This window comes from Pseudarthrobacter sp. 1C304 (assembly GCF_052245515.1).
In the GTDB taxonomy this organism is placed as follows: domain Bacteria; phylum Actinomycetota; class Actinomycetes; order Actinomycetales; family Micrococcaceae; genus Arthrobacter.
In genome coordinates this window covers 193,314-206,408 of sequence record NZ_JBQQCH010000001.1, presented here as the reverse complement: position 1 = coordinate 206,408, position 13,095 = coordinate 193,314, and the positions used below count along the sequence as shown (strand labels likewise).

General features: G+C 63.8%; 8 protein-coding genes. 3 read left to right on the top strand and 5 right to left on the bottom strand.

All coding sequences use genetic code 11. The features are described from left to right. Positions 1–3,866 precede the first annotated feature (3,866 nt). The 5 genes from trxA to ACTWQD_RS00945 all read right to left on the bottom strand — a co-directional run bounded on the left by trxA (position 3,867) and on the right by ACTWQD_RS00945 (position 9,832). Positions 3,867–4,193: a thioredoxin gene (trxA, locus tag ACTWQD_RS00965; protein ID WP_443194339.1), complete on the bottom strand. Its 327-nt coding sequence runs from the start codon at positions 4,191–4,193 to the stop codon at positions 3,867–3,869. A 39-nt stretch (positions 4,194–4,232) separates the two neighbouring features. After that, a complete protein-coding gene (gene trxB, locus ACTWQD_RS00960; RefSeq protein WP_443194338.1) occupies positions 4,233–5,189 on the bottom strand; it encodes a thioredoxin-disulfide reductase in 957 nt (318 codons plus the stop codon). Positions 5,190–5,365: 176 nt separating this feature from the next. After that, positions 5,366–6,979, bottom strand: coding sequence for an ABC transporter substrate-binding protein (locus tag ACTWQD_RS00955; RefSeq protein WP_443194337.1), 1,614 nt, complete (start codon positions 6,977–6,979; stop codon positions 5,366–5,368). A 171-nt stretch (positions 6,980–7,150) separates the two neighbouring features. Beyond that, a complete protein-coding gene (murJ, locus tag ACTWQD_RS00950; protein WP_443194336.1) occupies positions 7,151–9,223 on the bottom strand; it encodes a murein biosynthesis integral membrane protein MurJ in 2,073 nt (690 codons plus the stop codon). A gap of 60 nt (positions 9,224–9,283) precedes the next feature. Continuing rightward, positions 9,284–9,832: an NUDIX hydrolase gene (locus ACTWQD_RS00945; RefSeq protein WP_442854388.1), complete on the bottom strand. Its 549-nt coding sequence runs from the start codon at positions 9,830–9,832 to the stop codon at positions 9,284–9,286. 170 nt (positions 9,833–10,002) lie between these two features. Here ACTWQD_RS00945 and ACTWQD_RS00940 point away from each other — a divergent pair, with 170 nt between their 5' ends. From ACTWQD_RS00940 to ACTWQD_RS00930, 3 genes are all read left to right on the top strand, one after another. Further along, positions 10,003–11,469 carry a CCA tRNA nucleotidyltransferase gene (locus ACTWQD_RS00940; protein ID WP_443194335.1) on the top strand — a complete coding sequence of 489 codons (1,467 nt, stop codon included), beginning with the start codon at positions 10,003–10,005 and terminating at the stop codon, positions 11,467–11,469. Further along, the gene (locus ACTWQD_RS00935) at positions 11,470–12,054 is read left to right on the top strand and encodes a histidine phosphatase family protein (protein ID WP_443194334.1); all 585 of its coding nucleotides are present in this window, start codon (positions 11,470–11,472) and stop codon (positions 12,052–12,054) included. Positions 12,055–12,694: 640 nt separating this feature from the next. Next, entirely contained in the window at positions 12,695–12,916 is a 222-nt protein-coding gene (locus ACTWQD_RS00930) for a hypothetical protein (protein WP_443194333.1), read from the top strand. Positions 12,917–13,095: the final 179 nt, after the last annotated feature.

Genomic DNA, 13,095 nt, shown 5'->3' with positions numbered 1-13,095 from the left:
CCAGGGCGGCCCAAAGCCCGCAGGGCCCTCCAAGCGCCTAAAAGCGGATTGTGGTTCTGTAGGGAACCCCAAGGGATTCGGAAGTGCCGTGGGGCCAGCAAAGGCCTTACGGACGTGTTCCTTTGCCTAAGGCTAGTGGGGGTCCCCGGGAGGGCCGGTGCTTCAGGTGCCGCTTGGAGACCACAAACGCCAGCCGAGCCTGCCCTACTCGCTGTGTGAAGGTGCGGGCTCCAGGACAGGTTCCGAGGGACTCCAGTAAACCCCCGTCGGCACCATGGTCTCCGGATCCGTGCACTTCCTCCTGAGACCACGCATGTTCCAGTACGCAGCAGGGTCTTAGCGCTGCCAGCCACGTTGGGAAACCCCGCTCCCGGCCTTAGCCTCCCCTGATTCCAAAAGGTAACCTTCCCTATCCGCAGGGGGTTGCCGCTCGTCAGATCTAGCCCCACATTCCGGTTCCGCAAGTGGCACAAGTCTTCGTTGCCATCGCCTGTCCGTCGGCAGTCATGCTGGATGTGGGCCCCAGGAATCTCAGGTCTGGGTAGGGCGCCGGCGGGGAGTGTGCACCCTTGGATTGGGCTACAGCAGGCTTTCGATCCGCGCGTACGTGGCCAGTACCGATCATGGTGACCCCCGCTCTCCTCAGGTGGCGCTCCCCCAGGGATGATCATATTTATGTGACCCGCGGACTCGGTGCTTCCCGGCTGTCCCGCCCGACGACTGCCTTTCTGGATTTCCAGGGATGACACAACCCGCCCGACGCAGGTGTCTCCCCGTGCAACTTTTTGTTCCGAAGCTGGCGTATGGCTGTCGTCCGGGAGCGTCTCTCAGGAGCGCACTTGTCAGCGACTCACGGCCCGTGGTCGCTGCCGGGATGGGGACAAGACGGTGGATATTCCTGTGGATAACTTTGTGGATTACTTCAGGGGCCAATGTCGTGATTCGCCGTCGCCAAATGTTGTCCTCATTGGTCGGGTCGTCGCCGAGCTGGTGCCGGCTCGGACAGTGCCGAGGATGTTTCACGTGAAACGATGCCGGCACTACGCGGGGTGAAGCACTTCACACGAGACTGATGCACAGAAATCGCCTACAGCAGGTTAATTTTCTCGGCAGTGGAAGGCTTTTCGGCCGATGTGGTCCGGCCGGTAAGAGATGCGACAGACCAAAAGTTGCCCCTTTGTGGGCGTCCAGCCGTCAGGGGTTCTGAAGTAGAGTCCACCATCGATTAGTGGCAGATGAAATGTTGGGGCCGCGGCGGCCTATGAGAATCATCTCACCGCCTGTGGATAACTATGTGAATAACTAATGTGGAGAACATTGTGGAGGGACGGGGATTCATGTCGGCAAGATCGCGGTGGCGGTGCCGGCACGGTCACAGCTTGCAGTCCAGCAGACAACTGCGAGGGGGGATCCCTGATCGCTTTTAACGGTTACGCAACACGGCCTTGCGCGCCACCAGCACGTGCGCGTCGCCGGATAGGTCTATCCCCCTACAGCTGATTATCAGCGTCGCGCACCGGTTCACTGACCGCCGCCACGCGCAGATGAGGGGCATGAGGGTCACAGGGTGGCGCAGGGTCGGGCCTGTGCGAATGAGAGGCATCGAGTTCAGAGAGTGGCCCCGGCCCCAACTTGTGCAAGGGAGCTTCCTGGGCTCGTCGCTTGGGGAGGTGACCTACCGACCAAGGGTTGGTTTGACCGGCGTAGAGGTACCGCAGCTGCTCGTCTGACTGAGCCGGAAAGCCAAGTCCTTCTCCCTTAGAAGCGGTGCTCATCCCTCACGGACCATGCAACGGTCATTTCTCGGTGGGCTTTTATGAGGCAATGCTTAGACGCCTGTACTCATTGATGTCGAGGTAACCCCTCGGCGTCCTAGCGTGCGCCCGATCGGCCATGGTGAGTGGGCGTCCATTATGCGCGGTGGGCTCACAGAGGGTGCTTGGCGGTGCTGCGCCGCTTCCCGCGGCTTAGCTGAGTGTAGACCCAGCGGCACTGAGAATGCCTTAGCCGTGGCTTTCTGGCTCGGTGACCGGTCAGACTCCCTGCCGCGTGCCATGGACTGCGGTCCTACGCACGGTCGACCGTGTTTGACTCTTATTTCCGCATTTTCCACGGTGTAGGACGCATCTATCACGTGTCACCAAGCGTACCGCCCTCCTCCGCCAGGCTACCAGCCTGAAGTCGTTAGGCTGCCACAGGATATTAGTTTGACCCTATCCAGTTTCCAGCCTGCATATCGGCCTGACGTACGCTGCCTTGACTGTCAGTGGGCTGCTGTCGTGTTTCACGTGAAACAAGAGGATACTGGGAGCACTCTCCCATGGCTGCCATCGCCTACTCTGTCTGGAGCCAGGCGTCGAAGCGGACTCCGGAACTGCAGAGTCAGTTTTGCGATCCGGACGTAGAGCGGATCTGCCGAAAGCACCAGTGTGGATCGGGCGGGGCGTCTGTGATCCACCCTGGGCTTCGGGACCCACAAGGAAGCAGAGCATGGATGCGGCCCTGATTGCGGCTCGAGCTCCGTAGCGGGCGGGAGAAGACGCGAGAAAGAGCAATCATGATCTGTCTACGTCCTTCATCTCGGATAAATGATAGTTAGCTACTGATAAGTCTTACGTTCTGACCTTATGGCTAGTGGCTAGCCTGTCCTACTCAATAGGTGCAGTGGGTACGGAACCATGCGCTCTGTGTCGCCCGCTACTTTCCCGTTTCACGTGAAACATCGTCAGTTCACAGCTGTCGAGTTTCACGTGAAACATCGTCAGTTTACGGCTGTCGGACGCTTCGCAGCGTTAGACAGATTCTCCGGAGGCAGCGTGGTCATCTCAAGATGAACCCGGGAACTGTATCCATCGAACAGACCACGTGTCCCCTTAGGGGCAACTGCATACCTTGCCGGTAGCCGTGCGCCGTGAACGCCCCTCCTCAGCTCAAGGTACGGTCTGTTTCACGTGAAACACCGTCCAGGGCGGCGCGTGCTGCACCGCCCGTAGCCGTCATTCGGAGTCTGTCGTTAGCAGTTCGAAAGCCTCCACGTACTGCGCATACGCACAGCGCGATGCCGCCGCTGACCACGGATTTGCAGCCCAAGCTGACTCTTCGGCGCCATAGGTGACAACCTGCAGCAACTCATTTGTTGGCCTGAGGCATACTGCGGACCCGTGTTGATTTCCACGGGCATGAAAAACCCTTCTCAACCTTAAGTCAAGGAACCAGGGCACGCACTCCGTTGCTGAGCTGGACGGTCAGGAGCGCCCCAAGTTTTCATAAACTAGCAGCCGCGACAGAAGAGGGACTGTTTCACGTGAAACAGAATGTCCCGGCCGTTGGACCTGGCGGCGGCTACGGGATGCGTAGATCGACAACGTGGGTCCGTCCGCATGAGATCGATTCCGGCGGCGGCGACGGGGAACGAAAGAACGCCCAAACTCTGCGCTGGTCACCGGCGGGTACCCTGCTCCTATAGCCGACTTCGCTCGAAGCTTTTCGAACCTTCACCTTGGCGGTAGCGCCCCCTCGGTCGCTTGGGCAGAAAAGGCAGATAGTGCTGCCGCTTCGGTGGTGGCAATCGCATTAAGGCGGGAGGAGCTCTCTGCACGGGTATGTAGTGTTGCCCATGATGCTTAGGGCAGTCTGGACGATTGCAAAGCCTCAAACAACTTGCATCGGTTGATCAAGTGTCATAGATGAAACGAGCTAAGGGGCAGCGCCCGATTTTTGCGCAAGAATGCCCTCCCCCGCGGCCGTGAGACATGAGGAGAGGCCCTTAGGACTACGTCTACACCCAAAAGGTGGCCCCACAACCGGTGAAGGACGTGGGGCCACCCTGGGGGCTGCCGGCAGCAGCGTGCCGGAGCCAGAGGAACTTAGGACAGGACGTCCGCGAATTCCTTTTCGAAGAACTGCTTGGGACGGGCTCCGATGACAGTGCCCTTCACTTCGCCGTCCTGGAACAAGTAGACCGCCGGAATTGAGGTGATGCCGTACTGGGCAGCGATGGCGGGGTTGTCATCCACGTTCAGCTTGACCACCTCAACCTTCTCGCTGTACTCGACGGAGATTTCGTCCAGGATTGGTCCCAATTTGCGGCACGGGCCGCACCATTCAGCCCAGAAGTCAACAATGACCGGCTTGGTGGAAGCCAGCACATCGGTGCTGAAGCTGGCGTCTGTTACATCTTTTGCGTTGCTCATAGCCCTGTCTCTCTCTTGGATGGGTTGCTGCGCGAGGGTTTAGGCTTGAAGATCAGCCAGGTAGTGTTCGACGTCGAGGGCTGCCACACAACCGGATCCGGAGGCTGTGATGGCCTGCCGGTAGGTCGGGTCGATGACGTCTCCGGCGGCGAAGACACCCTGGATGCTGGTCTTTGAGGTACGGCCTTCAACAGCGATGGTGCCTTCGGGCGTGAGGTCGAGCTTGCCCTTGACCAGGTCCGTGCGCGGATCGTTGCCGATGGCCACGAAGACGCCGGTCACGGCAAGCTCCGTCTCGGTGCCGTCCACGAGGTTCTTCAGGCGCAGTCCCGTGACCTTATTCTGTCCAAGGACGTCCTCGACACCGGTGTTCCAGATGAAGTTGATCTTCTCGTGGGCCAGTGCGCGGTCGGCCATGATCTTGGAGGCGCGGAGGGTGTCCCGTCGGTGCACCACGGTGACGGTCTTTGCGAACTTGGTCAGGAAGAGGGCTTCTTCCATGGCGGAGTCCCCACCGCCGATGACGGCGATGTCCTGGTCCTTGAAGAAGAAACCGTCGCAGGTTGCACACCAGCTCACTCCGTGCCCGGAGAGGCGCTTCTCGTTGGACAGTCCGAGCTCACGGTAGGCCGATCCGGTCGACAGGATGATGGACCGGGCGCGGAACGTTTCTCCGGAGCCGATGGTCACGGTCTTGATGTCGCCGTCAAGGTCGAGGTCGGTAACGTCCTCGAACTGGATCTCCGTGCCGAAGCGGGCGGCCTGCTTTTCGAAGTTCTCCATCAGGTCCGGGCCCATGATGCCTTCCGGGAATCCCGGGTAGTTCTCGACGTCGGTCGTGTTCATAAGCTCGCCACCGGCGGTGACCGAACCGGCCAGGAGCAGCGGCTTCAGATTGGCCCGTGCCGCGTACACAGCAGCCGTGTAGCCCGCGGGGCCGGAGCCGACGATGATGACATCACGTACGTCTGACGCGGTGTTTTCTGCGTTGCTCACTGAACGGTGAACCTCTTCCTTTGTCGATGCGCCCGCCTGGGTGGCCGGCCACATGGCACAACTACTTGTAGGCGCTGAATATTCCGGCAGGACCGGGCCCCACAGGAGAACGCCACTACTCAGGGTACCGTCCTGATGACGGCGGGCGAGGTGATGTTTCCCTGCTGAGTAGTCTGCTATTGGACCTTGATCTCGGCCAGGCGCAGGCCGAATCCGTAGCGGGTCTTCGGTGCCGCCAGCTTCGGCAGTGCCTTGATCGAAACAATGACGTACTGCGCCGTGGTGGGTTCCTGCAGCGGCATGGTCAGGTCCGGGGAGGTGAAGCTGTTGGTGCCCACCTGCTTGGCTCCGTCCAGGGACGGGCGGCTGTTGGTGTAGATGCTGATGTTGCCCCCGGAAGCGCCCAGCTGGCTCAGCGTCACGGAGGACACCTTGGCCGGGTTCTCCAGTTTGACCACAAGCGGGACCTCCGTGGCGAGGCCGCCCCAGTTGTCCGTGGCGAATTCCATGTCGGACCAGTAGCTCGCGGCGTTGCCGTCAAACGTCTTGACCAGGTCGCCGTCGTAGGTTCCGGCGAAATCGAAGTCGCCCAGCCTTGTGACGTCCTCAATGGCGGGTGGTCCGGCAGCCGGGGCAGGGCTGCCGGTGGCGGACGGCTCGGCCGACGCCGTGCTGGGCGCACTTGTGCTGGCACCGCCGCCAGCGGCGGGCTGCGGTGTGGATTTGAAGAGGCTGCCGAGGTTCGTGATAGCAAGGACCAGGCCGACGACAAGGACCGCCGCCAGCAGGCCGCCCACCAGCCAGCGCATTGAGCGAGGCCCGCGCTGGGGCTCCTCGTCCTTGCCGTAGTACTCCTCGTCAGCGGCGGAGCTGTTGCTCCGCGCCGACCCGGGGAAGAAGCCCGGCGGACGGTCCGCGGACGCACGGCCCGCTGCTGCTGCGGCGGCGTACTCCGGAGCTGCGCCCTGGCGCGGCGCGGGCTCGTCGTCGGCAGGACGGCGGTAGTCGTCGTCGTCGGACCACAGGGAAACCTTGGGCTTTTCGGCGGGCGCCGCCGGCCCGGACACCGGAGCACCGGCGCCCTGCACCGGCTGCGGCGCCGTCGCATGCGGGGTGGCATCCTGGGGTGCGGTCTCAGGGGACTTGTCTTCGGCGGGCTTCACCTCAGTGGCCTTAGCGCGGGCCGCGGCGGCACCCGCTCCTGCAGCGGCTGCTCCGGCTGCAGCACCTGCGCCGGCAGCGGGCGCCACGACGGGACGCTGCGGCTTGCGTGCGGGCGAGAGCGGCTGCGAAACGGGCGGCGCGGCGGGGGCGGCCCCTGCCGCGGGCGCGGTCCGGTGGTTCTGCCCGTAGGTGATGTAGCCGGCGTCGACCTCGTCTTCGTCGTAGAGGCCGTCATACGTTTCGGGTTCGTGGGACCGCGGCTGGCCAAAGATTTCACTGCCCAGAGTGTCAGTGAAGAACGGCTCAACGTAGGGCGGGTTGGAGGACACCACAAGGTCCAGCAGATCAGCGGCGGACGTGTGGTTGGTGATGAGGTAGGTGGTGGCCTCGCTGACCCCAAGGTCAAGGATCTGCACGTTGCCGGGGCGTTCGCCGGTAGCAACTTCGCGGGCGCTCTGTGCCACCTGGTCCGCATTGTCCGGCCCGGCCACAAGGATGCTCACAGCACGGTTGAGCACCTGGTCAACGCCGTCCAGCACCAGATCCTGGTCATGTGAGGTCAGTACAGTTGCAGTGACCTTGTAACGGCCACCTAGTACTGATCCGACATCGATCGGGTGGGACACGGGCTCCTCCTAGACTGTCCGGGAGCTGCCGAACTGATCACTTCATCAGTGACCGCAGGTCCTCCGGTAAGCCGGTGGACCCCTGGTCTGCAACTCCCCTTGTTAGTCTTCGATCCTAGCCGATGCAGTGTCCCGGCCGCGGAAGCACGGCGCTGGGAACCAGGCCGGATACTATTTTTTCTTCTTGCCGCCGGACGGGAAGTGCGGATTGCGCCCGGCGGGGCCCTGGTAGGTGCGCCGGCCGGGCAGGGGCACGTCGCCGCGGCCCAGGCCGCCCTCTGCCGAGCTTGGCACATCCTCCGTGGGGAGGTAGCCGCCCTCCGGCCCGGCGCGCCGGGCCCGTTCGTCCCCTTCGTCCAGGTCCGGGCCTGCCCGGAAGGATGCCGCGTCGAACTCCCCGGAGATCCTCGGAATGAGGCCTGTGTCCACGGAGACCGTGGCACGTTCGGGCCTGGTCCGGGGTGCAGCGGCACCGTCAGCGGGCTCGCCGGCTGCGGGCTGGGCGGCCGGCTTCCGGCGAAGGCGCCCCAGCAGCGGCTGCAGGAGGTCGCTGAGCTCGGTCACCCGGAACAGTTTCAGCAGGAGCAGGTACGCCGCCAGCATGACGGGTCCGACGACGATGATCGTCACCAGCGCGGCCATGGGGGTGCTCCAGGCGAAGCCGTCCGGGCTGTAGCTGCCCATGAGCCACAGGGCGCCGGCGCCGGCGAGGGCGGAACCCAGGGCGGCGTAGCCCATCCGGATGTAGGAGTTGGCGATCCGCGCGCCGTCCAGGTGTCCCAGCAGCCGGCGCAGGAACACGGCGCTGACGACCACCGACAGGATGTTGCCGCCCGTGTAGAGGATGGCGATGGCGAAAATGATCTGGTCGAACGGGAGGAACTGGATGGTGAACGCCGCAGCCACGTTCACCAGCGCAAGGACCAGCTGGATGAAAAACGGCGTCCGGGCGTCCTCGTTGGCGTAGAACACGCGGGACATCATGAAGTTGGCGCTCATAAAGGGAGTGCTGAGGGCCAGGATGGTCAGGGTCTGGGCCAGCATGACGCCGTCCTGTGGCACCCCGCCGGAGAAGAACATGCCCAGCGGCCCGGCCAGCGCGAAGAGTGCCAGTGCCCCGAACACGGTCGCCACGGCCATGGTCCGCAGCCCGTGCGAGAGCGCGTTCCGCAGGCCGGCGGTGTCCCCGTCCTGTGAGGCCCGTGTCATCCGGTTGAACAGGACCGTGGCGAGCGAGAGCGCAATGATGGAGTGCGGGAGCAGGTAGAGCTGGCTCGCCACCTCCAGCACTGCGTTGCCGGGCAGCGTGTCGGCGGCCGGGTCCCCGGCCTGTTCCAGGCGGAGCCGCTCCGCGCCCGGGATGGTGGCGATACGCATGACATAGAGAAACGCCAACTGCCCGACGGCGGCCGTCGCCAGGGTCCAGACGCTCAGCCGCGCAGCGTGGCCCAGCCCCACCCCGCGCCATCCGAAGCGGGGACGCAGGCCGAGCCGGAGCCGGAACACCGGGATCAGCAGGATGGCGGTCTGCGAAACCACGCCGATGGTGGAGAATCCGGCCACCAGGAGCGTCTGGGTGGAGTTCCAGGTGTCCAGGGTGTGGGGGTTGGTGACGTTGGCGCCGAAAGCCCAGATGAACATCCCCAGTCCGGCGATCGCGACAAGGTTGTTCAGGATCGGGGCCCACATCGCGGGCCCGAAGGCGCCGTGGGCATTGAGCACCTGGGTCAGCAGCGCGTAGAGGCCGTAAAAGAAGATCTGTGGCAGGCACCAGAACGCGAAGGACACCGCCAGGGCCTTCTGCTGCGGCGAGTATCCCTGGGTGGTCAGTTCGATGACCCACGGCGCCAGCAGCGTCACCGCCAGCGTGAGCGCCAGGAGCACCAGCACCGCCAGGGTCAGCAGCCGGCTGATGTAGTCCGATCCCTTGTCCGGGGCCTTGCTCGCCTTGATGATCTGGGGCACCAGGACCGCGTTGAACACGCCGCCCGCCACGAGCAGGAAGATCAGGTTGGGGAGGTTGTTCGCATTGATGAACGTGTCATTGACGGTGGAGCCCAGTCCCAGGGCGGCCGCCAGCATCCAGGTCTTGGCGAATCCGAGGAAACGCGAGACCAGCGTTCCCGCGGCCATGATGGCGCTGGAACGGACTTCTCCGGACTGGACAGCTGAGGAATTGGCGGCGCCGGAGTCGGCCGGGCCGGAGTGCGCTGGGGTGGGTTTGGCTGATGACATCGTCTTCATCGTCTCACCCGGGCACGCCTTAAGGCGTTATCGGGGTCCATTGCGGGGGTCCGCGGAGCCCTAGCGGTGCTCCGGCAGGACTTCCTTGGCGAGGTCGGCGATGCGGCGCTCGTTCGGGAAGGACAGCTTCCGGGCCAGCTCGTGGATGGGGACCCAGGCGACGTCCACGGCTTCCTTGTCCGGATCATTTTCGATGGTCAGTTCCCCGCCCGTGGCCTGGAGCAGGTAGTGGTGGACGGTCTTGTGGACCCGGTGCCCGCTGACCGTGAACCAGTAGTCGATGCTTCCCAGCGGTGCGAGGATCTTGCCTTCAATGCCGGTTTCTTCCGCAATCTCACGGACGGCTGCTTCCTCGTTGCTCTCCCGGCCTTCCGGATGGCCCTTCGGGAGGCACCATTCCAGCCGTCCGCCGCGGTTCAGGCGGGCAATGATCGCAACCCGGAGTTCGGCGTCGGACGTGTCCACCACGACGCCGCCGGCGGATATTTCCTCCACGGTGGGAAGGGAAGCCTGCCCGGAGTGCTGCACCGGCGCGACGTTGGCACCGATTGCCGAAGGCAACGGTGCGTTTGTCCTCCTGCCGGGAGCGCTCGGTACGGGATGGGCCATGAAGTCCACTCTAACGACTCTTGTCCGCACTTGATGACCTAAACATGGCAGGAAAGTGGACGGCCGGGAAAGTGGATCGCCTGCGCCGGCCCTGTGTCCGGCTCTTCACCGCCGGACTTACGGGGATCCGGTGTGGTGCTGGCGGGGATTTCTGACAAGCTTAAGTAACTATGGCGCACGCACATCACGAGACTGACTCGCACACTGTTGATTTCCAGGTGGACCCTGTGGTTCTGGAGCTTGGGCAGCGGTTTGTCGACGCCGGCCACCAGCTTTCCCTCGTGGGCGGGCCGGTGCGTGACCTTTTCCTGGGCAGGGTGTCCCCCGACCTCGACTTCACCACGGATGCCACACCGGACCAGACGCTAGCCCTGATCAAGAAGTGGGCCGACACGTACTGGGAGATCGGGCGCGCCTTCGGGACCATCGGGATGCGGAAGGCGGGGTTCCAGATTGAGGTCACCACCTACCGCGCCGAAGCGTACGACCCCGACTCCCGCAAACCCGCGGTGGCGTTTGGAAACTCGCTGACAGATGACCTGCTGCGCCGCGACTTCACCATCAACGCGATGGCGCTGCGGTTGCCCTCGCTGGAGCTCGTGGATCCGTTCGGCGGGGTCCGTGACCTGCACGCGTCCGTCCTCGCGACGCCGGGTGCCCCGGAATCCTCCTTCTCCGACGATCCGCTGCGCATGATGCGGGCCGCGCGCTTCGCTGCGCAGCTGGGCATCACGGTGCACCCGGACGTCCGCGCCGCCATGTCCCGCATGGCGGAACGGATCACCATGATTTCCGCCGAACGGGTCCGCGAGGAGCTGGTCAAGCTCATTTGCGCGGCGCACCCGCGGGCCGGCGTGGACCTGCTGGTGGACACCGGGCTGGCCGACTTCGTGCTGCCCGAGGTCAGCGCGCTGCGGCTCGAATCGGATGAGCACCACCGCCACAAGGATGTCTACCAGCACTCGCTCCAGGTCCTGGAGCAGGCTGCCGCCCTCGAAACGGATGCCGACGGCGCCGTGCCCGGCCCGGACTTCGTGCTGCGGTTCGCGGCGTTAATGCACGACGTCGGAAAACCGGCCACGCGCCGCTTCGAGCCCGGAGGCGCCGTGAGCTTCCGGCACCACGACATGGTGGGCGCCAAACTGACCACCAAGCGGATGAAGGCGCTGCGCTTCGACAACGACACCATCAAGGCCGTGGCCAAGCTGGTGGAGCTGCACATGCGCTTCTACGGCTACGGCGATGCGGGCTGGAGCGATTCCGCGGTCCGGCGTTATGTCACCGACGCAGGCCCGCTCCTGGAACGGCTGCACCGCCTGACCCGGTCGGATGTGACCACCCGCAACCAGCGCAAGGCCGAGCGGCTGGCCTTCGCCTACGATGATCTCGAGGCCCGGATCGCGGCGCTTCGGGAGCAGGAATCCCTGGACGCCGTCCGGCCGGATCTGGATGGAGGCCGGATTATGGAGCTCCTGGGACTCAAACCCGGACCCGTCGTGGGGCGTGCGTACAAGTTCCTGCTGGAGGAACGGATGGAGCACGGTCCGCTGGATCCCGCCGAGGCCGAAGCCAAACTGCACGAATGGTGGGCGGCGCAGCCCGAATCCGCCGCCTTACTCTCAACCGAGGAGCCCTAAGTGATCGCACCTTCGAACGGCCCCCGCCCGCAGCTGTGGATCCTGCGGCACGGAGAAACCGAGTGGTCCAAGAGCGGCCAGTACACCGGCCTCACCGACCTGCCTCTTACGGTGGAGGGTGAACAGCAGTCCGTGGAGGCACGCAAGGTGCTCGACGCCGTCGACTTTGACCTGGTGCTGACGTCACCGCTGCGGCGCGCCCGCCGGACAGCGGAGCTGGCGGGATTCCCGGACGCCCAGCTGGAGCCGCTCGCCGTCGAGTGGGACTACGGCGATTACGAGGGCATCAGCTCGGACCTCATCCGCAAGGACAATCCGGAGTACCTGATCTGGACGCACGGAGTGCCGAACGGCGAGGCCCTCGATGATGTGGCGGCCCGAGCGGACAAGATTGTGGCGCGCGTGCTGGAATCCGGTCTGGACAACGTGTTGGTGGTTGCCCACGGGCACTTCTCCCGGATCCTCACCGCGCGCTGGCTGGGGCTCGACCCGCACGAGGGCCGGCACTTCATTCTGGGAACCGCGAAAGTCTGCACCCTTGGCTGGGATAAGCGGACCCCGGCAGTTGTCCGCTGGGGCCTCTAGGCCAGGCTTTAAAAACAAGTTCAAGAAAGTTTATAAATTCAGTAGTCAACTGCTGCATTTATAGGGTATTTTTATTTCTGACCCCAGAGCGTCTTGCCGGGGTCGAGGCGCGCGTCGCCCGGCCAGTCAGCCGGAGCCACGGCATAACAGAAAAGGAGGTTGGGAAAATGATTACTTTGACTAGCGGATGGATGTACTTTGTCACCGCCACCCCGGCCTCTGCCGCTGGACCGCGCCCGTTTTTCGGCCTCGCTGCCTCCTGACCCCTTCGTTTGCGCCCTCATCGTTGAAACTGGTTCGCTGAAACCGGTCTATCAAGACTGGTTCGTTGAACCTGATTCCTTGAACTAGGACGCGGAGCCGGAGCTTCGCCGGCACCTTCCTCTCCGGAAGTGCCGCGGCGGCGGGCTGACCAGTCGGAACCGCGCGGTTGCGCAGCACCTCAAAGATCGGAACCAGGCTTCCTGTTGGGTGTGCCGCGCTCCCTCGCCAGGGGCCATTGTCCGCCACGGCGAAATCATTTACTCATCACCGGGCATTTCTATGCCGAATTACGGCCTTTTCTTCCTGAATTCACAGAGGCCTTAATTGGCATGCCCAATTACTCCGGATTTCCATCATCACCCACGAAAGGTCCACCGTGACTATTGCCAGCAGCACCACCCGGCGACGCAGCACCACCCGGCCCCGCAGCACCAGCCGCCGAAGGGAGGTGACCACCATGAAGCAGAAACTCCAGCACCTCCTGCGCCTGGCCCTCCGGCCGGCACCACGGCACACAACGCTGTTTAACGGACAACTCCTGGACCAGAAGCGTGAAGACTCCTATGTCGTTATGCACCAGATGGGACTCATCCGCTGAGCCACGGCCCGGCCGTCGAAGGAGAAACGGATGACTGAGCATGGACTTGATCCGCAAGGAGCCCACGCGGCGACGCGTGGGCTCCCCCGTTTAACCGCCCGTTTAACCTCTTGGGTCCGCCACCGCAGAGCCTCCCGCCCGGCGCGGCGCGGCACGCCGCAAGGGCCCCGGTAAGCTCA

Bases quoted from the DNA above. Each gene is read 5' to 3' on its own strand.
- trxA (WP_443194339.1), bottom strand. From the start codon at position 4,193: ATGAGCAACGCAAAAGATGTAACAGACGCCAGCTTCAGCACCGATGTG.
- murJ (WP_443194336.1), bottom strand. From the start codon at position 9,223: ATGAAGACGATGTCATCAGCCAAACCCACCCCAGCGCACTCCGGCCCG.
- ACTWQD_RS00945 (WP_442854388.1), bottom strand. From the start codon at position 9,832: ATGGCCCATCCCGTACCGAGCGCTCCCGGCAGGAGGACAAACGCACCG.
- ACTWQD_RS00940 (WP_443194335.1), top strand. From the start codon at position 10,003: ATGGCGCACGCACATCACGAGACTGACTCGCACACTGTTGATTTCCAG.